Annotated in this window: 30 protein-coding genes; 4 read left to right on the top strand and 26 right to left on the bottom strand. The window is 51.5% G+C overall.

Annotated elements, in window-relative coordinates; all coding sequences use genetic code 11:
- From R0J87_RS09315 to R0J87_RS09210, 22 genes are all read right to left on the bottom strand, one after another.
- Positions 1-384: a hypothetical protein gene (locus R0J87_RS09315; protein WP_339118978.1), complete on the bottom strand. Its 384-nt coding sequence runs from the start codon at positions 382-384 to the stop codon at positions 1-3.
- A complete protein-coding gene (locus R0J87_RS09310) occupies positions 384-3,644 on the bottom strand; it encodes a tape measure protein (protein ID WP_498885744.1) in 3,261 nt (1,086 codons plus the stop codon). The genes R0J87_RS09315 and R0J87_RS09310 overlap by 1 nt, the downstream gene beginning before the upstream one ends.
- Positions 3,641-3,850: a hypothetical protein gene (locus R0J87_RS09305; protein WP_339118976.1), complete on the bottom strand. Its 210-nt coding sequence runs from the start codon at positions 3,848-3,850 to the stop codon at positions 3,641-3,643. The genes R0J87_RS09310 and R0J87_RS09305 overlap by 4 nt, the downstream gene beginning before the upstream one ends.
- Before the next feature lie 131 nt (positions 3,851-3,981).
- A complete protein-coding gene (locus R0J87_RS09300; protein ID WP_339118975.1) occupies positions 3,982-4,311 on the bottom strand; it encodes a hypothetical protein in 330 nt (109 codons plus the stop codon).
- Positions 4,312-4,397: 86 nt separating this feature from the next.
- Complete coding sequence (locus tag R0J87_RS09295; protein WP_498885741.1) at positions 4,398-4,883, bottom strand: hypothetical protein; 486 nt, start codon at positions 4,881-4,883, stop codon at positions 4,398-4,400.
- 9 nt (positions 4,884-4,892) lie between these two features.
- Positions 4,893-5,279 (bottom strand): minor capsid protein, encoded by a 387-nt coding sequence (locus R0J87_RS09290; RefSeq protein WP_339118973.1) that lies wholly within the window; start codon positions 5,277-5,279, stop codon positions 4,893-4,895.
- An 11-nt stretch (positions 5,280-5,290) separates the two neighbouring features.
- A complete protein-coding gene (locus R0J87_RS09285) occupies positions 5,291-5,776 on the bottom strand; it encodes a hypothetical protein (RefSeq protein ID WP_498885739.1) in 486 nt (161 codons plus the stop codon).
- Positions 5,752-6,108, bottom strand: coding sequence for a hypothetical protein (locus tag R0J87_RS09280; RefSeq protein WP_498885737.1), 357 nt, complete (start codon positions 6,106-6,108; stop codon positions 5,752-5,754). The genes R0J87_RS09285 and R0J87_RS09280 overlap by 25 nt, the downstream gene beginning before the upstream one ends.
- Before the next feature lie 37 nt (positions 6,109-6,145).
- A complete protein-coding gene (locus tag R0J87_RS09275; protein ID WP_498885735.1) occupies positions 6,146-6,856 on the bottom strand; it encodes a hypothetical protein in 711 nt (236 codons plus the stop codon).
- Positions 6,849-7,631, bottom strand: a complete 783-nt coding sequence (locus tag R0J87_RS09270; protein WP_498885733.1) for a hypothetical protein — start codon at positions 7,629-7,631, stop codon at positions 6,849-6,851. The genes R0J87_RS09275 and R0J87_RS09270 overlap by 8 nt, the downstream gene beginning before the upstream one ends.
- 3 nt (positions 7,632-7,634) lie before the next feature.
- The gene (locus R0J87_RS09265; protein ID WP_498885731.1) at positions 7,635-8,129 is read right to left on the bottom strand and encodes a hypothetical protein; all 495 of its coding nucleotides are present in this window, start codon (positions 8,127-8,129) and stop codon (positions 7,635-7,637) included.
- An 80-nt stretch (positions 8,130-8,209) separates the two neighbouring features.
- Positions 8,210-9,100 (bottom strand): major capsid protein, encoded by an 891-nt coding sequence (locus tag R0J87_RS09260; protein WP_498885729.1) that lies wholly within the window; start codon positions 9,098-9,100, stop codon positions 8,210-8,212.
- A gap of 19 nt (positions 9,101-9,119) precedes the next feature.
- Complete coding sequence (locus R0J87_RS09255; RefSeq protein ID WP_498885728.1) at positions 9,120-9,983, bottom strand: DUF6651 domain-containing protein; 864 nt, start codon at positions 9,981-9,983, stop codon at positions 9,120-9,122.
- 52 nt (positions 9,984-10,035) lie between these two features.
- The gene (locus R0J87_RS09250) at positions 10,036-11,532 is read right to left on the bottom strand and encodes a phage portal protein (RefSeq protein ID WP_498885726.1); all 1,497 of its coding nucleotides are present in this window, start codon (positions 11,530-11,532) and stop codon (positions 10,036-10,038) included.
- Between the two features lie 76 nt (positions 11,533-11,608).
- The gene (locus R0J87_RS09245) at positions 11,609-12,853 is read right to left on the bottom strand and encodes a phage terminase large subunit family protein (protein ID WP_498885724.1); all 1,245 of its coding nucleotides are present in this window, start codon (positions 12,851-12,853) and stop codon (positions 11,609-11,611) included.
- Positions 12,853-13,476 (bottom strand): hypothetical protein, encoded by a 624-nt coding sequence (locus R0J87_RS09240; RefSeq protein WP_498885722.1) that lies wholly within the window; start codon positions 13,474-13,476, stop codon positions 12,853-12,855. Before R0J87_RS09240 ends, R0J87_RS09245 begins: the two co-directional genes overlap by 1 nt.
- A 300-nt stretch (positions 13,477-13,776) precedes the next feature.
- A complete protein-coding gene (locus R0J87_RS09235) occupies positions 13,777-14,043 on the bottom strand; it encodes a hypothetical protein (RefSeq protein WP_339118963.1) in 267 nt (88 codons plus the stop codon).
- Positions 14,040-14,942, bottom strand: coding sequence for a hypothetical protein (locus R0J87_RS09230; protein WP_498885720.1), 903 nt, complete (start codon positions 14,940-14,942; stop codon positions 14,040-14,042). Before R0J87_RS09230 ends, R0J87_RS09235 begins: the two co-directional genes overlap by 4 nt.
- On the bottom strand, positions 14,932-15,363 hold the full coding sequence (locus R0J87_RS09225) for a hypothetical protein (RefSeq protein ID WP_339118961.1): 432 nt from the start codon (positions 15,361-15,363) through the stop codon (positions 14,932-14,934). Before R0J87_RS09225 ends, R0J87_RS09230 begins: the two co-directional genes overlap by 11 nt.
- Entirely contained in the window at positions 15,360-16,013 is a 654-nt protein-coding gene (locus R0J87_RS09220) for an ATP-binding cassette domain-containing protein (protein WP_498885717.1), read from the bottom strand. The genes R0J87_RS09225 and R0J87_RS09220 overlap by 4 nt, the downstream gene beginning before the upstream one ends.
- Positions 16,010-16,711: a ParB/Srx family N-terminal domain-containing protein gene (locus tag R0J87_RS09215; RefSeq protein WP_498885715.1), complete on the bottom strand. Its 702-nt coding sequence runs from the start codon at positions 16,709-16,711 to the stop codon at positions 16,010-16,012. The genes R0J87_RS09220 and R0J87_RS09215 overlap by 4 nt, the downstream gene beginning before the upstream one ends.
- Positions 16,704-17,363, bottom strand: a complete 660-nt coding sequence (locus R0J87_RS09210; protein ID WP_498885713.1) for a ParB/RepB/Spo0J family partition protein — start codon at positions 17,361-17,363, stop codon at positions 16,704-16,706. Before R0J87_RS09210 ends, R0J87_RS09215 begins: the two co-directional genes overlap by 8 nt.
- 117 nt (positions 17,364-17,480) lie before the next feature.
- Between R0J87_RS09210 and R0J87_RS09205 the strand changes: the two genes are divergently transcribed.
- Together R0J87_RS09205 and R0J87_RS09200 are read left to right on the top strand one after the other, a co-directional pair.
- Positions 17,481-19,079 (top strand): DEAD/DEAH box helicase, encoded by a 1,599-nt coding sequence (locus R0J87_RS09205; RefSeq protein ID WP_498885711.1) that lies wholly within the window; start codon positions 17,481-17,483, stop codon positions 19,077-19,079.
- A gap of 11 nt (positions 19,080-19,090) precedes the next feature.
- Complete coding sequence (locus tag R0J87_RS09200; protein ID WP_498885709.1) at positions 19,091-19,354, top strand: hypothetical protein; 264 nt, start codon at positions 19,091-19,093, stop codon at positions 19,352-19,354.
- Between the two features lie 173 nt (positions 19,355-19,527).
- Here R0J87_RS09200 and R0J87_RS09195 read toward each other — a convergent pair whose 3' ends face one another.
- Genes R0J87_RS09195 through R0J87_RS09185 form a run of 3 tightly spaced genes read right to left on the bottom strand, consistent with a single transcriptional unit; the run spans position 19,528 to position 20,339 of the window.
- The gene (locus R0J87_RS09195; RefSeq protein ID WP_498885707.1) at positions 19,528-19,770 is read right to left on the bottom strand and encodes a hypothetical protein; all 243 of its coding nucleotides are present in this window, start codon (positions 19,768-19,770) and stop codon (positions 19,528-19,530) included.
- Positions 19,763-20,083 carry a thioredoxin family protein gene (locus R0J87_RS09190; protein ID WP_498885705.1) on the bottom strand — a complete coding sequence of 107 codons (321 nt, stop codon included), beginning with the start codon at positions 20,081-20,083 and terminating at the stop codon, positions 19,763-19,765. Before R0J87_RS09190 ends, R0J87_RS09195 begins: the two co-directional genes overlap by 8 nt.
- Positions 20,076-20,339: a hypothetical protein gene (locus R0J87_RS09185; protein ID WP_498885703.1), complete on the bottom strand. Its 264-nt coding sequence runs from the start codon at positions 20,337-20,339 to the stop codon at positions 20,076-20,078. Before R0J87_RS09185 ends, R0J87_RS09190 begins: the two co-directional genes overlap by 8 nt.
- A 159-nt stretch (positions 20,340-20,498) precedes the next feature.
- On the opposite strand from R0J87_RS09185, the gene R0J87_RS09180 reads away from it, so the two are divergent.
- Together R0J87_RS09180 and R0J87_RS09175 are read left to right on the top strand one after the other, a co-directional pair.
- Positions 20,499-21,041, top strand: coding sequence for a hypothetical protein (locus R0J87_RS09180; protein WP_498885701.1), 543 nt, complete (start codon positions 20,499-20,501; stop codon positions 21,039-21,041).
- 151 nt (positions 21,042-21,192) lie between these two features.
- Positions 21,193-21,612 (top strand): hypothetical protein, encoded by a 420-nt coding sequence (locus R0J87_RS09175; protein WP_498885699.1) that lies wholly within the window; start codon positions 21,193-21,195, stop codon positions 21,610-21,612.
- Positions 21,613-21,652: 40 nt separating this feature from the next.
- Here the strand turns inward: R0J87_RS09175 and R0J87_RS09170 are convergent, their stop codons facing one another.
- The gene (locus tag R0J87_RS09170) at positions 21,653-22,207 is read right to left on the bottom strand and encodes a BglII/BstYI family type II restriction endonuclease (protein WP_498885697.1); all 555 of its coding nucleotides are present in this window, start codon (positions 22,205-22,207) and stop codon (positions 21,653-21,655) included.
- Between the last annotated feature and the right edge of the window lie 51 nt (positions 22,208-22,258).

Raw genomic sequence — 22,258 nt, 5'->3', positions numbered from 1 at the left:
TCAGACTTCTCTCAACTTAATGTCTTGGACGTTCCAGCGCTTGTTGTTGCCGGATCCCGAATAGGTGAACGTTAGTGGCCCTTGAAGCTGAACCAGGATCAGCTCTTTCGTTTGCGGGTTCCGCCAATAGAAAGGCTCAATGGTGCCGTTGACGGACACCTCGAAATTCTCAAGCTGCTTCTTCTCGCTATCTTTCAGATTGGTGAAGCCGGTCTCGAACAGCCGCTTTCGCGGCTGCTTGTATCTGGCTCGATTGATGCTGTAGCCGCCTTCGGTGACATCACGAACGGCGTTGTCCAGGGAGGTCTGTTTGAATCGAGACGAATCCTCCTTGGTTTTATCTGCCGTCGCACCGAAATTAGGCATGATTGGATAGCTGCTCATTACCGCATTGCCCCCTTCATAGAATCGCGGAAGTTGCCGGGGCGACTGATCGCCTTCAGCACAACGTCCAGAACATAGGTATCACCGTCGAACCGGCCGCCCATCTTCTCGGCCTCAACTTCTTGACCCGACTGGTTAATGAGATTGAATTGAACATTGGGGCTTGTGCCGCCTTTCATCGTGACCGGAATCGTGCGGCCATCTGGGAGAGGGACGTAGGCTTCTCGGTGGGCACCTTCTCCAAAGATCGACACTTGGGGTTTGTGCGCGATGCCGCCGTTGGCATAACGCTGAAGTGGCAGAGGCCCCATGTCAGTCATGATGTTGCCGTTAGCGCTCGCCGTAATGCCCCCAATTTGCCCCATGAAGCCGCCAGCGATAGCAGGGGAGGTGTTGACCTGGGTAGCGAAGCCGCCAGCGATAGCAGACCCCGTAGCGCCTTTTAGAAGGCCACCAACAATGCCATCCAGCGCATTCGTCATCGGAGTGATCATCGATTTTTGCAACTGAACCCGAAGCATCTGCTCAAGCACATGGTCGATAAGGCCCGAGAAGCTGAACTTGCCTTCTTTCACAAAACGAACCATCTCATCGATAGCCAGGTCAGCGGTCTCTTTCCAGAGGTTCGCCCAGTCCATCTTGAAGTCGTTCATTTCACGGAGCATTTTTTCCCAGCTAGACTCGGCGTTCTTCTCGATGTCGCGGAGAGCTTCGGCTTGATACTGGCGGAGGGCATCTGAGAATTGAGCGATTTGCGAGGTGTCGACGCCAGCCTCACGCATTTTCTCCAGCAGCTCTTCGTATTCCTTCACCTGCTCGTTTAGCTCAAGGGTCTGCAAGCGCAAACGCATCAGACGACCCTCTTCGGTGTCCTCCATGAAGCCAGCGGTTTTACCGAGCAACTGCATGTAGGCTTTTTGGCCATCGGTTTCGGCTTTCTTTAGCCGCTCGATGTTGTAAAGCTCTTCTGCGAAGTCACGCGCTTGGGCCGACAACTGATCGAACATGGTTCGGTCTTTGTCGGTGATCGACTCGGCAAGCTGACTAATGCGCTCGTTTAATCCCTCAAGGTGCGGGTTGATCTCCTCGGCAGTGCCTCTTACCTGCGCAAGCCGGATAGCAAAGCCATTCGCCAACGTGCCCATACTGGCCAGCGCACGCTCGGAGTCTTTGATGAACTGAGGGGTTTTCGGCTTTGCAGTTGAAGGCTTCTCAACGTATTGGTTGGCCTGCTCATACGACTCAACAAAGTTTCGGTGCTGCTCGCGGAAGGTAATTTCATTCTCGCGCAAAGCGGCGATGGCTGCTTCTGCGCGAGCAACTTCGGCCTGGGCGGTTTCACTTAGAGCGCCAGAAGAGTCTTTGTAGCGGTCAAGCACCGCCTGCTCGGCTGCCAAGTTACTTGAGATCACCTGCAACTGACCGTCCAGCAGGTCTTGTGCCGACTGAATGGCGAGGCGATTAACTTCTTCGACCCGCTCTTGATTGCCACGAGCCTCTGTCAACATGCGCGAATGCTCTTCACGCTGCTCTCGGAAGGCGGCACGAAGAGGGTCGATTTGATGCTGTAGCATCCGCTCGACAGAGGCTTTGGAGCGCTCTACGTTTAGATAGTGAAGACCTTGCTCGCCCACCTCTAAGGCTCTCTGAGCCTCATCAGCTTCGGCTCGCAGACGCTCAATCTGAATCGTCGTGGTGTCGACAAGTGATTGGGCTTGGCCACGTTCATATTGGCTCAGTCGCGGATTGGCAGCTCGGCTCTGGAATTGCGCAAGCCACGCTTCCTCGCGTTCTAGTTCGGCTGTTTTTTCCTGAAAGCGCTCTCTGATCTGATCGACGTTTTCGGTTGTGGCCAATAGCCCGCGACTTTCCAGAATGGTTCGTGTCGCCTCGTCAACGCCGCCGGTTAGCTCTTTGATGGCTTGATAAGCGGTGTAAAGAATGGAGACTGCTGCAAACGCTGGCCCTGCCATAGAGGCAAATGCCATTCCCACGCGACCTACAGATCCAGCGAGGCCGCCAAAGGCAATGCTTGCTCGCTGAGAAGAGGAGCTGGCGGCATCCACGGCGTTTGCAGTGGTTACCGCTGTCGCTCTGGCCGCATCCATGTGACGTCGATAGTTTTGAAGAGATGTGCCTAACATGCCGGTCTGAGTGTTGAGACTCATCATGGCAGTAATAAGCGAGTGCGTGATTTGAGTGGCGCGACTAACCACATACCATGTAGCAAACACCTTCAACAGCGATTGAATAGCGTCACGGTTCTCGTAAATGAAAACCAGACCCTTCTCCATCCAAAACGCCAACTCTTTCATGGCCTCAGACAGCTCTTGAGCGAACAGCTTTGCCTCAGAAGAGGTCAGCCATTGGGACATTCGGTCAGCCATATCCTTGACGGTCGAGAAGTAGCTGTCGGAATCTTCAGCAGAACCGGCGACATCCTTCAAGAACAGCTTCCAGCGAGTGTTCATGGATTGAAGAACGCCTTGCCAAGTGGTCATCATCCGAACACCGGCACCATCAAAGGTCAGTGCCATCTCAGATAGCATCTTGTTCAATGCAGTGCGCGATTCAACCGTGCCGCTTTCGATCTTCACGACCAGCTCTGACATAGAGAGGCCCATCGAGCGAGCCATGATAGCCATCGCGCTGGGAACCGCCTCACCGAGCTGTTGACGAAGCTCTTCCATCGAGATAACGCCTTTACCGACCATCTGCTGAATGGCGATAGAGGCGCGGTGGAGAATGTCACCGTTGCCACCAAACGTTGCTACCGCATCCGTCAGCGCCTTCATGCTTCCATCGGTAGGCTCCAGGCCAACGGTTCGGAATTTGATGAACGCATCGGTGATCGACTCCATCGTAAACGGTGCGTTTTGCGCGAAGTCAGTCACGAACTTGGTATCGGCTAAAGCGTCCATGTTGCGCTTGGCCATGTCCGATTCTGACGACATGCCGCGCATCATGACGGTAAGTTTCTCGATCTCACCGGCAGCATTCATGATGGCCATCTGCCATCCGAACGTTGCACGGAAGATCGTGCCAAGCGCCTGCTCGGCAGTAGCTAAAATGATGGTTAAATCGCGAGTTTTAGCCGCTAGACCCTCAACAGAGGCATCGAGCTTTTTGACTTGAGCGGCGCTGCTGACGGCTCTATTTTCAAATTGACTGAGCAGTCGACCAGCGCCACGAATGCCAACCTCGAAGTCGTTCCCGTCAAGTGACAGAACGACAACCAAGTCATCGCCTTGCTTGTTCATTCAATTACTCCCAAATGTGCCTTTAGGCGATCAATGGCACCCTTTTCCATGCGAGCCTCTTGGCGGATGGGCTTATCGATTTCAGCCTCAAGCTCACGGAAATAGCCGTTGATCGTTTCTTGATCACCGGACTGGGTGACGAGCAGCAGACGGGCGTGGCGCTGTTCTTCGTCAGCGCGAATTCGGGAGATATTTCGGTCGAGCATCCAAAACGATGTCAGGGGCAGTTTCAGAACGTCTCGATGGCTAATTGAGTAAAACCGCATGACGCGGGATATAAAAAAGCCGAGGTCGATGGCCTCAATCCTCGGCGCTTCATCGTCCTGTTCTGCCCGCGCTACTTTTTTGCGTGTTCCTCTACAACCTGCTGATCAATCGCGGCAGTGTTGATGAAGTCGAGCAGCGTTTTGAGCTGACGAACGGTCATCAGATCGAGGGTTTCGTCGGTCATGGTGGGGATCACGCGCAAGATATTTTTGCGGTAATTGAGAACCAGCTCTTCTTGAGTGATGCCGCCTTTTTCCAACTTCTTCTCCATAGCCTTCTGTTCAGAAGTCATGGTGATAAAGTCGCCAAGCGAAATTTCGCAAATGTCGTGAATCTGTCCCTTAAACTGAAACTGCTTCACCACATTGCTTAGCTCATCCAGGTTTAAAATTTCAGCCACAGTCGTTACCTCGGTTAGTTGTCAAAAAAAGGGGCTATGTAAGCCCCTTATAATAAGTAAGTAGTGACTTACTTTCTAGCGTTAAATTAAGGTGTGGCTTTGCCAAATTTGGCCAGAACACCCGTGTCGTCGGGGTAGGCCGTAAATTCGATGTTGTAGATTCGCTCTTGGTTGTGACGGTAAGCGAAGCTGAAGTTACCGGCAGTGTTGGCTTTCACGAACTCCACCGGCTCGTCGGCGTTTCCACCTGATACCGGAACAAGTTTTAACAGGCCAGCACCGTCGATCAGAGAAACGCCAACGGCGTTATTGACGACAAGCTGACCGGCAGTCACTTGAGATCCAGGCAGCACCAAGCCAAGCAAGGCCAGAGTGGTTTCAGCCATAGGCACAGTGATCTTGAACTGACGCTTGGTGATAAACTCGTCTACCGCCGTCTCGCCGTGCTGATCGACGGTGATAGGGTAGGTGGTGGTCTCGACAGAAACTTCAACGCCACCTTTGGTCAAGCCAAGCTCGGTGCCTTTGAAGTTGACGTTGCACGCACCCAATTTGATGTTTTCGCGACTCATATAAGTCTCCTATTGCTCTAGTCGGTAACAGCTAAATTCAAGGCGAAAAGCGAACTCAAACAGACCTCCATTGGAGATGGGGTAAGTGGTGGGTTCGCTGATTGGCCTGACGTGATTGAAGTGATAATCACCAAACCGCTGATTCGTCACATTCAAAACCTTCATTGCCTTCTGGCACAACGCGAAACCCGCTTCTGGGTCGCTATGCCGGACGACAATTTCAATGATGTCGTTGTAATAACCAGGAAGCTCAGGGTCGATCTCAAAGCCAGGAATGGGGGTGTCAACCATGATGGCGAAGTTGACTGTTTCCGGCATGAAATTGAAAAAAACGGGGGTTTTTTCAAAGCCTACGCGGCTATCTTTCAACCCCTGAACAATCGCTCTTTCAATCATAAGAGCCTCCGTTAGCCCCGATTCATTATCTGACTGACCGCCCGTTCAATCCGGCGTCGATATACCGCCTCTACGTAGTTCATTGAGCGGGCCATAAATCCACTTCCCACTGAAAGATTAGGGTCGGTATTTCTAACCCTTTGATCCTTCTCCCTCGATTTGCGGCCCAACCCTTTAAATTCGCCGGACTCCAGCCTTTTCGCGTAGGTGATAACACGCTGCCTACGTATGCCGTTGCGAGTGCGCTGATTGCGACGAGCATTGGAGTCTACGAACACCTCAAATACCGTTCTGCCACCTGCACCCGCCCGAGACAGCCGCCTAATGCGAAAGGCTTTTTCTAAAGCACCCGTATCTAAGTGTGCTTGAAGCTCCGCCCTCCGCTTAGCTTCTTTTGCCGCCTGCTCAAGCAAGGAGTAAACGGCTCGGTTTGTCTTCTGGACGACGTTGTTCAGGCGAAATTGGGTGCTTTTTACACCGACGATTTTGAGACCCATACCTTCAAGCCCACCTCGTTATGATCATGGCGACCCATGATGTCCAAACGCGGTGTCAATGAAGACACCTCAAGCTGAAAGCCCAGTATTTCCAGGCGATCACCGATCTGAATGTTTAGTCTTGGTGGAAGCAAGACGATGGATTCAGAACTGACTTCCTGGCCGCGACCTCGTGATGCTGAGCTGTCAGCGCGCACCGACGTCGACTCTTTGGTCATCTTCAGCCGCACAAGAGAGCAGGGGACTCGCAGGCTTGGCCCATACGTCTCTCGACCCCAGTCATCAAAGCCTTTGCGCTGACTCACAAAGCAAAATGTGTTCGGTCGGAACATGATTTATTCTACCTTTGTTGCGAATAAAAGTAAGCACTTACTTACTAAGCGGGCGTAAGTAACGGCGACATTGAGGGTGAAAGAGTGAATCTCGCACCGACTCATACTCTCCGCGCTCAATGGTCGTTAGAACCTCACCCTCAAAACCCACCACTTCAAAGCTGTCCGTTGGCGACATTGCCATGACAGCATCCGCAAGACACAAGACCCCAAGTCCACGCATCAGGAGCTTCGTAAAACGCTCTGTAAGCTGCGATTTTCCGTTTGCATCCGTCGATAGCTGTTTTCTCTTTTCGACGCTCTCGCGTGAGCGTAGAAGCGATGCTGACGTATCCCAATCGTTATCGTCACGCATTGAGCGAGCGATGATAGCGATACGCTTCATGTCGAGCTGAAGCTGGGCAACTTTTCGCTCTCCATCACTAACAAGACGCTCATAAACGAACGACCGGTGGTGAAGGGCGATGTCGTTAGCTTCCATCGTGACGTCTTGATTGGATATTTTGGAGGCTTGCGAAAGGGACTGAGAGATCATGCTGTCGCAGATACCAAGAAGCTCATCATTTCTAAGCCTCAACGCCGTTAAAAAGCCGGTATCAGAGACGCCGGTCATTTGGCCAATGGCAATCCGAGAAGACCTGGCTTGTGATATGGCTCCGTCCTTGGAACCAATCAGCGCGTTCATGAAGTTGCGCTCAACCTCAATGGCGCTGTTTGCTAACTGATCGAGGTAGGAGAAGTCATCCACGACCAATCCTCCAGCGGCTTGTTGTCCAGCGAGTGAGGTATCGGAAAGCCCGCATACACACACCTGTGTGAATCGGCTTGCCGGTTCGGAACATCTGCGAGGTTTCACCAACGGTATCTGAGAGAACGCCAGAGTGACGTTTGCTTTCGGCAGTGGCACCGTAACCAAGAATTTCATCGGCCTCGATGATTTGCGCAATCAGAAGGTCATCGATAAATGGCTTTGGTAGGGTGTCAAAGGTCTCGCGACTCATTACCTCAAAAGCGAATCCTGCCTGGATACCCTCAAAGGTCACATGATCTTCGCCTAGCGAGTCTGTGATGTCGAAGCGAAGAGTCTTGATGCGGTGAGCCGCTTCAATCAGCGCTTTACGACGATCTTCATCCGACGATGAAAGCCAGTTGTCGATGCGATACACATCCATCGCCAACATATTGGCTTGATTCACCGTCTGGAATGACTCACGCGGAATGTCCAGCTTGTCCAGATCTTGAACCAGCAGCGACTCGCTGAATTTGATGAACTGGTCGTCTTTCCCATTCACTTTGAGCGTTACGACCAATACCCGTCGACGTTCCGACTCGTCGAGCGTAGTCAGCTCAGAGGTGATGGGGATGTCTAGCCGCTCATCATCCCCATAGACCACCAATTCTGTTTCTGAAAGTCTGACGACACCGGTCTGGTCGGCGATTTCATACGTTGCACTGGTCGGGTGTGCGACCGCAGAGATGTCGATAGAGATGGAGAACGACTCGCCAGCGTCAACGATCTTCATCGCTTACTCCCCCTGAGCCACCAGAATTTCGCGGATCAACTCATTGATAGAGCGACCCTTAACGCCCAGCTTTGAACCGATAGCACGAAGGCCGGAAATGCCGCCGTCTTCTCCAGACTTATCGGCCACTGCTTCAAGCTCTTCGCGGGTATAGCGCTTCGTTGGGGTCGACTCTGCAACCGCCACCAGGGCATCGCGAAGCTCAACGGCCACGTCGGCCACCTTGCTGATCGACTCTTTGGCGTGCTGCTGATTGATTTGATCGGTTTTGTCGCTGTTGATCTTGTCAGCCGACGCGACCGTCATGCCTTTCGCGGCCAACTGCTCTACTCCCGCGCCCACTTGCTGACCCTCCAGTGATTGAATCCGCATGGCCGCCCCCACCATTGACACTTCCTGGGGGGTTAGCTCGCGATCACTCACGCCATCTGTGAAGGTGATTTGATAGAGCGTGCCGGTATAGCCGCTCAATACGGGTTCTACGATTCGGACTTTCATATCTGCCTCCTAAGACAAAAGGGGAGCGAGTTGCCCCGTCTCCCCTATAAGTAAGCTGTTACTTACTGTTTAAGCCGAAATTAACCGACTTTTACCTTGTCCAGTGTTGCCAGGGACTTGGTGGACTTCAGAGCCAGACCGACATACCACTTCACGCGGTAGCGGATAGCGTCTTTGTTCTGAATAGTGCCAATCTGCTCCATACGGATACCAGCAGATGCACCGCCGAAAATACCGTGCAGACCATCGGTCTCGTTAAGACGAGCAGCCACGATGCTGGAAGATTTCACACCGGCATTATCAGCAATCGGCATGAAGTCGTTGACCAGAACCGGAACGCCGTTGTGGGTCAGCATCGGACGACCGAAGTTCGGCATCATGACGTGAGCAGGCTCCAGACCACCGGTTGCACGCAGAAGGGCGCGCAGCGCACGAATATGCGCAGAGGTCATGAAGATGGCATCAGCGCCGTTCGGCACCGCATCCAGCAGCTCATCGAGCATGGTGAAGGACAGTGCTGTCTCAAGGCCGTCGATTTTCTGAGTCGGTGATACCAGACGCAGAACACCGTCAAACTCTTTCGGGTTCACGCTGGAGTCGCCTTGGGCCAGAGAGCGGCGGAACTTGCGAGTGATAGCCTTCGCCTTACCTTGCACTTGAATAGCAATCTGGTCGTTAAGATCAGATTGTGTTTCTGCGGTGAATTTGTCGATGTCCACGTCGCCCGCCAGGATGCGCAGCTTGGTGTTGACCTCTTCAAACGTCGCAGCGCCTTCAGGCACGGGGTCGTAAGGACTCAAAAACTCCGCTTCACTCAGAGTCTTTTCGCGGTTGTAGTCGTAAGACTTGCCTTCAGAGCGCACGAAAGGCAGCACTGCAAGCAGGTCTTCTTTGTCGATAATTTCTTCAATGATACCGCGCTGCAAGTCTGTATTGGACAGTTTGGCAGCTTCTTCGACCAGCAAAGGCATATCAATTACCTCGTTTCAGTTAATCACTACTTAGAGAGGCGAGGCCCACAGAGATACGTCCTACGCCTGCGGCGACAGGTTTCTCGGGTGCCCCAGCTTCGGGTTGTGCAGAACCGGCTCCAGGCTTAGCCTTTGCTCGGATCAGCGAATCTCGGTCAGGGTCGGCCGCTACGATTTTGCGCAGAGCGTCGTCGAAGCTAAGAGGCTTACCGTCGCCACCTACTAAAACGGTGCGATCTTTAGCGCCTGCTGGCTTGTCGTAACCCACGACCTTTCCGTCTTTCACGTCGAAGTGCTGGCCATATACCACTCGCGCTTTGGAGGGTGTCAGCAGCAGCTCATCGGCGATAAATTTGGAGTTGCCGAAGTCAGCACCTACGGTCATTTCTTCAAGATTTTTGACCAGAGAGGCGTTAATCTCACGCAACTCATTTAGCTCTTGATCCTTGGCGCTGAGCGTTAATTGATGCTCGCTCACCATCATCTCTTTGAGTCGATCAAATTCGCCGCGAGCCTCAAGATCCGCCTTCTCGCGGTTGGCCTCTTCAGCCTTACGAGCAGCTTCGGCTTCAAGCAGCGATTTGATCTGGTCTGGCGTCACATCACCGAACGCCTGGACTTGCGCTTCTAACTCGCGAATGCGCTCTTTGCGCTGCATGGTTTCTTTCAACAGCTTCGCTTCACGATCAGATAGCTTCTCACCGCCTTCATTGGCAGGAGCTTCACCGCCTTCATTGGCAGGAGCTTCACCACCTTCATTGGCAGGATCTTCACCGCCAGGAGCACCTTCACCAGAGGCAGCACCGCCGCCTGCTTCACCGCCTTCATCACCAGCGGCGTCCATGATTCGTGCATCAGCTAATAACTTCAGATACCAGGGCATTGCTTTCTCCTTTACGACCTATCTCTTGGTCTATCGGGGCGTGGTTCGCCGATCACTGGGCTACCCACTTTGGGTTGTTTGTTTCCACGGATGGAAACGATGCGGTGGGCAGTCGAGGCTCTTCTGTCTCACCGTAGGTTTTCAGTTCGCTTTCAATCGCTTCACGAAGGTCTTTCTTCAAATGAGGGAAGAGCTTATCGACCAGAGTTCGCATTTGCTGACGCATTACCGTCTTCGGTGCATCGATCAGAGCAAGTCGCTCACACACCGAAAACTCATCCATCAGACCACGAACGTCATAGCTTTCGGCGTAAGTGACGTATTTGAAGTCATCGCTTACTTCCTTTTCTTCGCCTGCGTAAAGCAAGACCAGACGTGCAATCTCGTTCTCGGCTTGCTCAAGAGAACGTGATTTGGCAGACAGCAAGGAGTTGACGCGCTCAAAGTCGTAGGCTTTTGCCACGCCTGAGCTGTTATCGATCCCTTTGCTGTTGTCTTCTTTGGTTCGTTCGCCAGCGACACCTACCGAGTGATAGATCTCATTGATAATCTTGCCGATCACTTGGAGGATAAGGTTGGCTTGCTTGACGTCCGGTGACAGATAAAAAGGCCCCCTGCCACCTTCACCGTCATAAACGAACACTCGCTTGGTGCCCATTTCCAGCATCTTTTTGTAGTCGTCATCCCCAGGCATCAGGTTTTGAGCGGGAATGGCGAGCTGCGAAAAAGTCTGGTCTTGGATAATGGCGTCCAGGTTCGAGAGATAGTTGGCTACCGCACGATCCAGATACGCTACGTCGTTGATAAGAGCAGGGGAGGTGTATTGCGACTCGTGGTTGCCCAGAGCATCTAAAGCCACAATCGGAACAACACCCAGGCTATTAATGCCTTCTTTTTCAACCTCACAAGCCATCGACGTGCCGGATCCTTTCTCGCAGATCAGATACCACTTATCGCGAGTCCAGATACGCCAGCGTTTCTTGATGCAACCCGTAGAGGTAAAAGGGTCGTCGTCGTCACGAACAGGCTCGTAAATCAACGCCCAAAGCAGCTCTCCATCTTCACCAAAGCCCATGTCGAGCATGTGGGTGGGTGGAACGATGTAAGCGTAAATTTGTGAGCCGCCGGTCTTCTGGTCAGCGACCGAGATCGCCTCTCCATCCTCCAGGCTGCTATCAACTACGATCCAAATGCGACCAAACGTAGAGGCTTTCACATCGGCTTGACGCATAAACTGCTGAATCGTCCGCCCGTCACGCGTGGCCCGCTTCCAGAACTCACCGAGTGCCGGGGTGGGGTCATCCTGGCGTTTCACTTCGCCACGGAAGACATACTTGTTGACGAGGTTGACGATCTCGCGAGTGTGGTTAAACCGATAAGCACGGGAAAGGCGGTCTTTAAATTCCTTCTTGCCTTCTTTGTGATAGGCGAAGATGTTTTTCGCAAACCATTTACGGCCACCGTTATAGGTCGCCTCTAAGAATTCCCAGTGTGCAAGGGTGTCTTCATATTCAGGATGACGCCGCTTGATAACGCCTGTTAAATCCATACCTTTCACCTTTAAGCCCTAGTTGGCAATTCAAGCATAAGCCCAATAATAAGTAAACACTTACTTACTTTTTAGATCAAATAGAAGCGCCCATGATGTTGCGTTTGCGCAGAGGTCGTTCGATTTCAAGACAGTAGCCCAACGCGTCAGCAGGGTGCTCAACTCCCGCCGCCTTATCGATGTCTCTCCCACCTGGCTTGTAAAGCGTCTGCTCAAAGGCCGCAATGGTTTCTCGACACGTTTCGTTGACGTAGAGCCGAATTTGGCCGGAGGCCGACATTAGCATCGAGTTCACCGCATTCACCCTGTCTGAAATGGGCGGGTGTTTGCGCTTAAACTTGATCCGCTTGAAGCCCCGATCCCTAAAGATGTCGATGTCCGTTTCGCCCCTAGCGTGTTGTCGCTGACCACCGGCAGGGTCGGGATATACCGTTACCTTCTCTTGCCAACGCCAAAACTTACGCTCGATGGCGTCGCAGACCTCGGAGGTGTTGGAGGAGGGCAGGATAATCTCGTCAACAATCCAAACGTCGCCGTTGGGCTGCGGTTGCATGATGACCGATGACATAGGGTCGATGTTGAAGTCCTGGCCTACCCAAATGGGCAATGCTGGATTGAACGGATACCGACCGACGTGGCGGTTGCGATCAAACGGATAGTAGACGCGGCCGCTCATGGTCGAAAATGAGGCGAGGTATTCCTGCTCAAAAGACTTTGGATCCATATCGGCCCGCGCCGCTTCAATCTCTTCGGTGGGTATGAACGGCGAGGTGGCTGTTTCATACTGCCAAGACTTCCATTGGCCCTGAAGCTGCATTTCGGGTCGCTGGCCGATCTTCCAGAGTTCGTAGAGGTAGTTGAAGCTCTTGGGCGTGCCGATGATCATGGCACCGCCACCCGTTGACGATAGCGTTGGGCGAATAACCTTCACCCATACATCCGCCTTCATATCCTGAAACTCGTCAAGCACAACGAAGTTCAGCGCCACGCCTCGAAGTGTGTCAGGACGGTCGGCACCTTTCAGCGCGATCTCGGTTTTGTTGCGAAGCGTAATGGTCAGCGAGGAGTGGTTGATCTTCTTGATCCAGCGCTTAGGCACCATCTCAAGCATCTCGTCCCACATGATCTGCTTGGCCATGCGGAAGGTGGGTGCGATATACCAAATCCGAGCCTTCGGATATTTGGCTGCCCGCATGATCATCGCTTTGGAGAGGGCGGTTTTTCCCCAACGTCGACCAGCCACCACGACTTTAAATCGGTGGCGAGACGCATAAACCTCCATCTGTTTGTCATGCAGAGAGACATCGACAATGGCGGCCATTAGTCGTTATCCCCCTCAATCACGAGGTCATTTTCAAGCTCTTCGAGCAGATCCCCTTCCAAATAGGGCATTGCATCGCCAATCTCGATGTCGTCTTCCGGTAATTGGCCCTGCATGGATCGAATACGCTGCACTTCGTCAGGCGTGAGGCTGCGGACGAGCAGTTCCGGGATGTCGTCTTCCTCGCCGAGATCTTTATCAAGACCAATGACCGCCCACTGATGCTGGCGAATCAGCCCCAACGTGGTTGCGCCCATTTGTAGAGCTTTGAGATCAGGCTGCGCGGTAAATAAGCCCTTGCCTCGTTGAGCATCGACGAGGGTCTTCACGGTCATTTTGTGAAGCATGTCGAGAGCTTTGAAATGGCTTTCGCGGGCTTGCTCACCACGCTCTGTCCACTTGTCGACGTTCTTGACGGCCTTATCGATGATTTCGGCTTCGATCTTCTTGTCGATGGCCGCCTCGCCCTTTTTCACGCCATCTTTGTTGAAACGGCGTGATAGCGTTTCGCGGGTAACACCGTATTTCTCCGAGATTTGGTCGAGATTAAATTCGCCAGAGGCCCACATAGCACGCGCTTCTGCCCACTGTGCAGGACTCAATCGTTTTTTTGCTTCGCTCATTCGTAAGAAGCGCTCCAGATCGCTCAGTTTTGCGTTCTCAGCGCTTTTAAGCGTTTGGACGTATCAGCGGATACGTCGCACGCGAAAGCGCTCAGACAGCGTTATTAGTCCGAGCAGAGCAGCGAAGAATGTTGATTGTGGGGGATCGATGGCGTGGCCGCGTCGCGCAGAGGTAGGCTCACTCCTTTGAGCTATTGCAACGCGGCTTTCTCTGTCTGTTTTTACTTACAAGTAATACAAGTCCTTCGGAATAGGGGTTTTATATAGATGGAGTGAGGCATTCAATACAAAAACTCTGCCTCACAGTCGGAGCATGGTTTTTCCGAATTCCGTCAGATCATACGTGCGGCGGGCGCGCCCGCGACGCACGGCCCATTGATCGTTTTTCTTGATAAACCCCTTCTTGATGAGCGCTCGCAGACTGAATTGCATCGACTCTTTCGAGGTCGTGTAGGGCAGTTCGGCAAGAAGTTGGTCCATATCAACAGCCTCATCCTGATCCATTCGGTGTTGGTGGATCACGGACAGGATTTGAATTTGCTTCTCGGTTAATCGATAGAGGCTCATTTTGAATAACTGACTCCGGTTATCTGTGCCAATCGGTCAAGGTTTAGTGGTTCAGAAGGTGCCTGAAGATCAAAGGCGATCAGCGGCAGTCGTTGAGGTAAATCGCGGCCATAGTCGGGGTTTTTGTAGGCACCATAGAGAGGGCTGGTGAAGATCAAGCCCTGTATCTTTGCGATCAGCTCGCGTGGGCCGTAATTCAGGTCGTCCAGGCTTCGCCCAAGGTTGCGACCGGTCTTCTCAAGCGATGAGCAGGCGTAGTAAAACGCGGTCAGCTCGCGCATAGCTTTGTGGCGAAAAGCCGGCGACATTGCCTCTATCTCTGCGATCAGCCCTTCGGTGTCATAAGGGTGCGAGTCCAGGTAGCGACTCATTACTTGAACGCCTTTGCCGTAGTTCTTGTTCTGCACGGGCTTGGCGAACTGAAACCCTGCTTTCATGGCGAACGGGCTGAACTTGGACATGGCCGACTGAATTTCCATGACCTGACGCGGATGAAGTCGAGCCGCCAGATTGATCATCCGGTAGCTAACACCGACGCCACGGTAGAGCGTGTCCACCACCGAGCGATTCACGATGGCGAACAGGTCATTGACGAACTTGCCACGCGCCGTATTCGTCAGCTTCGTTCCGCCTGTGGGTTTGATTTTCGGGAACATTCGGTGACGCGGCTCAAGCAACAGCTTTGGGTAGGCCGTCACAACCACGCCAATCAACTTCCCATCCATCGTGCACCGATAGTATTTCTGGCCAAACGAGTCGGATTCGGTCTTGTAGTGAAGATCATGAAGCGAGAGCCAGTCTTCTCGATCCCCAGGCTCCACCATCATTCGCTCCAGAAGGGAGAAATGAGCCGGATACTCGCCTTTAGCGGGGCGGTAGACGTGTGTATCAGTCGTCATACCCAAACTCCGGCAGACCATAGACCTTGCTGCGAATCTGACTGACCAAATAGCCCTGCGTGTAGGCAAAAGGCTCATGATTGTCAGGGGTAAACAACACCCCATGAGCGTTCAGGACGTCGACCGTAGTGTGCAGAGCCTCATGCCAAATGGTCTCCTCGCGATACTTGTCGGCATTAAAGGCAATGCACGACAACTGCCCTTGCTCTGTGGTGGCGAAAAACGACATCCCATAAATGCTGTCGCCGATCTCGCTTTGCCCAATGCCAGGGCCATTGGGGAAGACGAAACTCAGGTCGTTAGGAAGGTTGGTCAGGCTAGTGAAAATCACCACCTCAGAACCATACGGTTCAATACGAGCGATATGGGCACCCACGCGCTGAATGCGTCGGCGCTCACTGGCGGTCAATAGCTTTTTCATGCCTCAGACCTCTCAACGGACACCTTGGCCTTGTAGTGCTTCTCGATGATCAGGCTGGGCTTTAAGTCGCTTACAAGATCTGTGTGAGTGGTGGCCACGATGACCGTAGCACCTACTTTCCGAGCGGTGCGCTGGACGTTGAACGACACCACCTTGGCAGTTTCACGATCAAGGACGGCGCAAAACTCATCGGCCACCCAAACGTCGGCGTTGGACTCAATGACCTTCGCCAATTTGAAGCGATACTTTTGACCGTCGGACAACTGATCAGGCGTTCGCACTAACAGATAGGCATCGTTCAGACCGGCCAGTGAGAGCAAACGAATGGCGTCATTGGTGGTTTCGCCAATCTGATCCACCAGCGGCTTATCCAGCAGCTCAATCTCGTCGATGTTGGCAACACGATGACCGCGATTCCGCAGCTCGGCGGCCAGCTCACGAAGCACCAGTGACTTGCCGGAACCTGACTGACCGTTGATATACACCACATCGCCCATTTCGACAGTGATCGGGAGGTTGTCGTAAATAACGAAGTCGCGCTCTTCTAAGCCCAAGCCAAAAGCCTCTGCCACCTCCAGAACGCGCTCGGTCTGCATGACGCGAGAGCTAAATCGCTTATCGACGTTGATGACCTCACAAAGAACACTCATCGCTTACTTCCTCTTTCGGGCATAGCTAAATCCAGGTCGCAGCGGTCAATCAGCTCCAAAAAGGCATCGAGACCAGATTTTTTGGCACGAAACTCCACTTCCGCCATGAAGTTGGCAAACTTGCGCTGCTGATCGGCAGGGACACGTTTGAACCCTAGTAAGTCAGTGACAGCGACATCGGTGGTCTTTGCTTCACGAATGGTTTCGTCGTGTTGACGCTGAGAAGCGGCCATTTCCTCTTCGAGATCACTAATGATGGTTTCCGTATCAAAACCAGCGGTGAGATCGTCGGTCAAAACCGACCACTCCTTGTCGTCAAAGCCAAGAAGAGGGTCATCGTTGCCTTCAAGAAGCTCGGCAATTTCCTCTTTCATCATCACCACGTCGTAGTCGAGGCCAACAGACTTGTTTTCCTCGATACGCCAGCGCTTCACCTCATCATCCGTGAGGTCGCCACGCACAATCACCGGAACTCGCTCAAGCCCCAGTTGCATGGCAGCCTCGCGTCGACCATGACCCGCGATGATCACCAAGTTGCGATCTACCTGAATGGCGTTGCCGGTAGAGAAGCCATACTTGGTCATGAGCGCTTTAAGCACGTTGATGTGGCTCTGCGGGTGCTTTTTGACGTTCTTATCGTAGGGAATCAGGTCTTTCGGATTCATGAAGACCATTTTCTGCTCGACACGCTCACTCATCGTCAAACTCTCCCGCCAGGAATACCAAGGCGTCACCGGCACTGGTCAGGGAGTCAGCATCTTCAAAACCTTGCTCGGCTTTGATGCGATTGATGACTCGCTGCACGCGCTCAACATCATCCATCGCCACTTTGAAGCGAAGGATCTGATGGGTCTGAATGGGCGTTTCGCGCTTTTCCTTTGTGACCTCGATGTCATCCAGGTCGTCGTTCAACTCATCCTCAAGGGCATCCAGGTCGATGTTGGCGGTAGTCAGCAGCTTATCCATGTCCTCGCTAGAGTAGGGCATGAAAGAGGCAAGATCGGCGTCCTGAGACAGCTCGTCTAACAGAGCCGCCAATTCAAAAGCGTCGTCTTGGCCGTAGCGGCCGTTATCGAGCAGCATTAGCTCTTTAGCTCGCTCATCACCGATGTAACCAACGTTCTGAACGTCTACCTCATGAAGACCCTCTTCAATGGCAATTTGAGCGCGATGCTCGCCACCGATGATTTCCAAGGAGCCATCGTCAAGCTCGCGAGCTACGATGACGCCAATCAACCCATTACGGCGAATGCTGGTTCGCAGCTTCTCCTCGTTCTCGGCAGACACCTTGTTGGTATTCCAGGGGTTTCGCCGTAACAAACGCGGATCAACTTTCGTTAGTTTTGACATTTTGTGCTAATATCCATCGTTAGTAATCGTGACTTGTCACGACTCTTTTGGCCTGCTAGATAAGTAAGCGGTTACTTACTTAAAATATAAGGCAAAATACCGCAGGAGACCAGCGGAATGACTTCAGTCGTAAGGATTGCCAGAAACGCTCGGATGGCTCAGGTAGTGGATGCCGACGCCACCATCAAAGGCATTGTGCAATCACTCCTGTCGTATCAGGTGGCGGGCGCAGAGTTCAGCGATTCCGCCAAGAGTGGCGCATGGGATGGAACGAGCACGTTTTTTGAATGGGCCACAGGAAAATTCCCTGCTGGATTTACGAAGCCGGTAATGACCGAGCTTTCAAAGAAGGGCTATAACGTTCAGTTGATTCAAAAGCCATTACCAGAACCTCTGGGGCCGGTTATGCCAGCAATCGACCCCTTTGGCTACACGCCTGAATATGACTACCAGCTCAAGTGCGTCAATGCGCTTATTCGCGAAGGTCAGGGCATTTTTCAGATCGCAACAGGTGGAGGAAAAAGTCGGTGTTGTAACATTGCCGTTTCACGCATCCGTCGACCCACGCTTTTTCTGACCACTCGTGGCGTTCTGATGTATCAGATGAAGCGCGCCTTTGAAGCGGCGATGAAGTATCAAGCCGACAACGGCGATCACTACTGGAAAGGCCGTCAAGTGGGTGTGATTGGTGATGGCGAGTGGAACCCTCGCAAGTCAGTCACAGTAGGCATGGTTCAAACGCTGGCCATGCGTTTGAAAGAGCCGGATCGTTCAAAATCGAAGGCTGAACAGGCTAAGCAAGCTCGTATCCGCGAACAAACGCTGAAATACCTGGCATTGGTCGAATTTGTGGTGCTTGAGGAGGCCCACGAGGTCGGCGGTGATAGCTATTACCGAATCCTCGATGTGTGCAAAAACGCTCGTTATCGCATGGCGTTGACAGCTACCCCCTTTATGCGAGACGACCAAGAGTCCAATATGCGCTTGTTGGCCTGCACGGGGCCGGTGCTGATCAAGGTATCTGAAAAGATGCTCATTGATCGTGGTGTGTTGGCAAGACCCTATTTTCGATACCACAACGTTGGGTATTCTCCCGACCGAGCCGGTATCGACGATATGAAAGAGCTAACCATCGGAAGCACTCGACTCGGAAGAGGGACAGGTTGGCAGCGAGCGTATAAGCTCGGTGTCATTTACAATGAACAACGCAACCGTGCGATTGTCGATGAAGCGGTGCGTGCAGCTAGCATGGGATTACCTGTGATGATCCTGGTGCTGCAAAAGAATCACGGGCGTTTGCTGGAGAAGCGTCTGAAAGAAGCTGGGGTTCGATCTAGCTTTGTATTTGGCGAATCAAAGCGCGATACTCGACAGCAGGCGTTAAATAATCTTCGGGATGGGAAGATTCAAGCGCTGATTGGTTCTACCATAATGGATGTAGGTGTCGATGTTCCTGCTGTGGGTTGTGTGATACTTGCAGGGGGAGGAAAAGCAGAGGTTGCATTAAGACAGAGAATTGGACGAGGGTTAAGAGCGAAGAAAAATGGGCCAAACGTAGCGTTCGTCGTGGACTTTATCGATACGGCCAATAATCACCTCCGCAAACACTCAATTGAAAGATTGGCAATAGTTCAAAACACGCCTGGATTTTCTGAGAATATCATTTATAGTCCAGCCGACTTTGAGTTTTATAAGCTGGGTGTTGCTGCGGCATGAGAGCAAATTTAATGAGTAAAAAAGATACTGTAACCGCAAACATTGCCCTTAATTCGGAAGCTCATAGGCATTTGCGATTTATAGCAGCCAAAACTGGACTCACTAACAGTGAAATACTTGAGTGTTTTCTTTTGGCTTTAAATTACGAGCAAGCAGTCAGTCTACTGAAACCCTATATTGATAACAAACAAAACAAACCTGCAAAAGAAGAGTCGGTTACTCAACCGCTCAGCCCAGAACGGGTTAAGGAAATCCTTGCTCTTTTAAAAAAATAAATCGCGCCTAAATAAAAGGGCGCTTTTGTAGCGCCCTATTTGTCATGCTCGATAAGCGGTGCTGGTGATCGGTATTACTTCAATATCTACCATTGGCTCTGCGAATTGTTGCGTTTGAATTTTGTCTCCGCCAAATGTCAACGATGCTATCACAATAGCCAGTATTGAGATTTTCATGGCGACAACTCGTGACTCAAATAAACCAGCACGTAGCCTATAATCGCCAATGCAAAAGCGGCGAACACGACGACTACCGGCCCTGCAAATACCCAGAACCAACTTACCACCTCTAAACCGAAACTCCGGGCAGTAACAAACGCTAATCCCCAAAGCATCGAGGTCATTGAAGCAATGATGCCAGCGACACCAGCGAGAAAGATGACAACTCGCAATGGCAAAACGAACCACTTACACATGATCTAACACCTCTTTAAGCGCAACCAAGATTTCACTCTTCTCACGCGTAATAGCAGAAACGCCCTTTAAATGACCTTCGACGAAACCAAGAACGGTTGGCAGAGCGACGACCTGATGCTTTGACACAAAGTCTTGGCAGCCCTCGACGTCTAAATAGCCAAAAGCCACGCTGGGGTTCTCAGAGCCGATCTCCTGAAGGACGGGAACCATTGATTCACACGGGCGACCACACCAGGGAGCGCGCAACAAAACCACGCAGCGCGGGTTCTGTGCGATGAACAGCTCTGGGTCGCGACCAATCAGGTTACGCATTGGTCAAGAGTTCGTTAGGGTCGACAGGGTGCAGCGCCTCCGACATCGCATCGATCACAGACTCAATACGTTCGTTACGCTTCAAGATCATGGCTTTGCGTGCCATTAGAGAGTCGATTTGAGCGTCGATTTGGTCGACGACGCTCTCTGACTTTGCCAGGGCATCGATTAAGCCGTGTAGGGCGCGCTCTGACTGAATAAGGGCATTGTCAGCGATGTGGTCGCAGGATTCGGGTTTGGCAGAGAAGATCGACATGGTGAAAGCCTTGTAAGTAAGCGATGACTTACTATCTTAGCCGGTATAAGGGGAGAAGGGCAATAGTCTCCTGCGGTTGCCGTGTGGCATCTGGTTAGTTATAACTAGGTAGCGCTATCTTCAAAATTAAAACTGTGAGTTTAAATAACAGGGAATATAATGTTTAAAAACATGACACTAGGTTCGTTTATCTCTGCCGCCGTTCTAACTGGCTGCCTATCTCAAAACGCTTGGGCAATGACTGAGCAGGACGCGGTGCAAAAAATGTATGACGTGGCCGAGGCTGCGGTCTGCAACGATTCAATGGGGCCAGAAGAATTCAAAGCGGTGCGAGTTCAAGAGCCTTTGGATGAAGAGGTGATCGGCTCATATGAGACAGAGTATGCAGTGGCCTGGCATAGCAGCCTGGGTTGTGATGGTGGTCGTAGCGTCACATGGCAGGTAAGTTTCGTGGGAGCTGGCGTGGCAGAGCTGTTCTACGTTGACCTGACAAGACCCCCTATGCAGATTCCGTTCTTGGACGTTACCAGCATAGAGCTGACGGACTACAACAACCTTCTGATAATGGGGGAGGCGTATGGTCCAGGCGGGTCTAATTGGGATTTTGCGGACAAGCGGGTGGTTATGACGCAAGGGGGCGAGATCGTCTCTAGCGAGCTGATGATTGATGGCGAGTGGGTCGCCGAAGAAGATGTAATTTAATCACTGTGCGCTTTACACAATTTTTAAGTTAATTATGTGCAAAACCTCTATTTATGAGTCATTTTTAACTTAAAGTTAACGATCTTTTAATTTGCGAGACTGAAAAATACAGCAGCAAGCCATTGTTGACAAATAGGAGGGGGGCTGTATAATGCTTCCCTTTTTTTTGGAGATGATGATGAGTAGTCAGTATTGGAGATTTCAGTATAACGCCGACGCACTCAAAGAAATTATAGATTCGGGGAAGCTGGTGTTTCCAGAGTTAAATGCAAATGCTGCCGGTAAATATAACACCGTAGAGAAAGTTGTATCTGACATGTCTCTAGGTGCCTTCATAATATTAGCTAACTTCAATTTAAATGATAGATCAGCAACTGTAAAAGCAGCCGGTATTGTCACCGATGTGAGTGATAGCGCAGTGTGCGTCCAATGGAAAAAACTTATCCCTAGTTTAAGCCTTGTTCCTCATAAAATTGGAGCGGAACAATGGAGAGAAGAGCCAGTTTTTCTAATGAATCTTCCTAGGGCACGTGAATTTAAGCTTGATAAGTTGAAAAACAAGCATTTCTGAAATTAAATAGAGTAGAGCCATCAAGATGGCTCTACTGGTATTAAGAGTTTTCGTTATACATCCTATCCGAAATTCCTATGGCTAATACTGGACAACCACCAGCTCCACCACCAAGAATTCTTGGTATTAATTTATCCATATGGGTAGTCGAATTGCCGTAAGAAGGTCCTTTTCCTAACTGATTAAATATTGCTTGTAGTGAGGAGGCTCTGGTAACAATGACTCCAACAGAAATTATATTCAATTGATGGAGAAGCCTAAAGTTATTTAGGTCGCGGTCATAGAATGGATCTTTGTTATTCCATTCAATTTCCAAGCCTATTCGGTTTTTGTAACAGTCAATTTTATGTGTTGGTGTGTTCATGCTGTTATTGTCAACATCTATATTGACATTGAATTTTCGTTCTTCCCAGCCCCTCCTATATAGTTCGCCATCAAGATAAGCAGAAATAGGTGATTTATTTCTGCCTGGGGAGATGATATCGCTTCGACGCAATACATAAGTCGATAAAACTTCAAGAATATCTACCCATTCACTATGAAAGTCATTTTTTAAAATTGGTATAGGATGAATCGCCCTGGGTTTCGTAGACACCTCCAGGCCTTATACTAAAGGTATCTAGGAGGATCCATGAGCCGTCCCCGT

Origin of the sequence: Halomonas sp. SIMBA_159, from assembly GCF_046536035.1 — a bacterium.
In the GTDB taxonomy this organism is placed as follows: domain Bacteria; phylum Pseudomonadota; class Gammaproteobacteria; order Pseudomonadales; family Halomonadaceae; genus Vreelandella; species Vreelandella venusta_A.
Note: the sequence above shows the minus strand (reverse complement) of the source record. Positions and strands in the feature narration are given on the sequence as shown.

Excerpts from the sequence above, each read along its gene's own strand:
- R0J87_RS09265 (WP_498885731.1), bottom strand. The coding sequence starts at position 8,129 with ATGAAAGTCCGAATCGTAGAACCCGTATTGAGCGGCTATACCGGCACG.
- R0J87_RS09315 (WP_339118978.1), bottom strand. The coding sequence starts at position 384 with ATGAGCAGCTATCCAATCATGCCTAATTTCGGTGCGACGGCAGATAAA.
- R0J87_RS09305 (WP_339118976.1), bottom strand. The coding sequence starts at position 3,850 with ATGCTCGACCGAAATATCTCCCGAATTCGCGCTGACGAAGAACAGCGC.
- R0J87_RS09200 (WP_498885709.1), top strand. The coding sequence starts at position 19,091 with ATGAGTAAAAAAGATACTGTAACCGCAAACATTGCCCTTAATTCGGAA.
- R0J87_RS09310 (WP_498885744.1), bottom strand. The coding sequence starts at position 3,644 with ATGAACAAGCAAGGCGATGACTTGGTTGTCGTTCTGTCACTTGACGGG.
- R0J87_RS09255 (WP_498885728.1), bottom strand. The coding sequence starts at position 9,983 with ATGCCCTGGTATCTGAAGTTATTAGCTGATGCACGAATCATGGACGCC.
- R0J87_RS09260 (WP_498885729.1), bottom strand. The coding sequence starts at position 9,100 with ATGCCTTTGCTGGTCGAAGAAGCTGCCAAACTGTCCAATACAGACTTG.
- R0J87_RS09175 (WP_498885699.1), top strand. The coding sequence starts at position 21,193 with ATGCTTCCCTTTTTTTTGGAGATGATGATGAGTAGTCAGTATTGGAGA.
- R0J87_RS09225 (WP_339118961.1), bottom strand. The coding sequence starts at position 15,363 with ATGAAAAAGCTATTGACCGCCAGTGAGCGCCGACGCATTCAGCGCGTG.
- R0J87_RS09215 (WP_498885715.1), bottom strand. The coding sequence starts at position 16,711 with ATGAGTGAGCGTGTCGAGCAGAAAATGGTCTTCATGAATCCGAAAGAC.
- R0J87_RS09205 (WP_498885711.1), top strand. The coding sequence starts at position 17,481 with ATGACTTCAGTCGTAAGGATTGCCAGAAACGCTCGGATGGCTCAGGTA.
- R0J87_RS09195 (WP_498885707.1), bottom strand. The coding sequence starts at position 19,770 with ATGTGTAAGTGGTTCGTTTTGCCATTGCGAGTTGTCATCTTTCTCGCT.
- R0J87_RS09250 (WP_498885726.1), bottom strand. The coding sequence starts at position 11,532 with ATGGATTTAACAGGCGTTATCAAGCGGCGTCATCCTGAATATGAAGAC.
- R0J87_RS09240 (WP_498885722.1), bottom strand. The coding sequence starts at position 13,476 with ATGAGCGAAGCAAAAAAACGATTGAGTCCTGCACAGTGGGCAGAAGCG.
- R0J87_RS09220 (WP_498885717.1), bottom strand. The coding sequence starts at position 16,013 with ATGAGTGTTCTTTGTGAGGTCATCAACGTCGATAAGCGATTTAGCTCT.
- R0J87_RS09190 (WP_498885705.1), bottom strand. The coding sequence starts at position 20,083 with ATGCGTAACCTGATTGGTCGCGACCCAGAGCTGTTCATCGCACAGAAC.
- R0J87_RS09270 (WP_498885733.1), bottom strand. The coding sequence starts at position 7,631 with ATGAAGATCGTTGACGCTGGCGAGTCGTTCTCCATCTCTATCGACATC.
- R0J87_RS09180 (WP_498885701.1), top strand. The coding sequence starts at position 20,499 with ATGTTTAAAAACATGACACTAGGTTCGTTTATCTCTGCCGCCGTTCTA.
- R0J87_RS09245 (WP_498885724.1), bottom strand. The coding sequence starts at position 12,853 with ATGGCCGCCATTGTCGATGTCTCTCTGCATGACAAACAGATGGAGGTT.
- R0J87_RS09210 (WP_498885713.1), bottom strand. The coding sequence starts at position 17,363 with ATGTCAAAACTAACGAAAGTTGATCCGCGTTTGTTACGGCGAAACCCC.
- R0J87_RS09185 (WP_498885703.1), bottom strand. The coding sequence starts at position 20,339 with ATGTCGATCTTCTCTGCCAAACCCGAATCCTGCGACCACATCGCTGAC.
- R0J87_RS09285 (WP_498885739.1), bottom strand. The coding sequence starts at position 5,776 with ATGGGTCTCAAAATCGTCGGTGTAAAAAGCACCCAATTTCGCCTGAAC.
- R0J87_RS09230 (WP_498885720.1), bottom strand. The coding sequence starts at position 14,942 with ATGACGACTGATACACACGTCTACCGCCCCGCTAAAGGCGAGTATCCG.
- R0J87_RS09280 (WP_498885737.1), bottom strand. The coding sequence starts at position 6,108 with ATGTTCCGACCGAACACATTTTGCTTTGTGAGTCAGCGCAAAGGCTTT.
- R0J87_RS09235 (WP_339118963.1), bottom strand. The coding sequence starts at position 14,043 with ATGAGCCTCTATCGATTAACCGAGAAGCAAATTCAAATCCTGTCCGTG.
- R0J87_RS09295 (WP_498885741.1), bottom strand. The coding sequence starts at position 4,883 with ATGAGTCGCGAAAACATCAAATTGGGTGCGTGCAACGTCAACTTCAAA.
- R0J87_RS09290 (WP_339118973.1), bottom strand. The coding sequence starts at position 5,279 with ATGATTGAAAGAGCGATTGTTCAGGGGTTGAAAGATAGCCGCGTAGGC.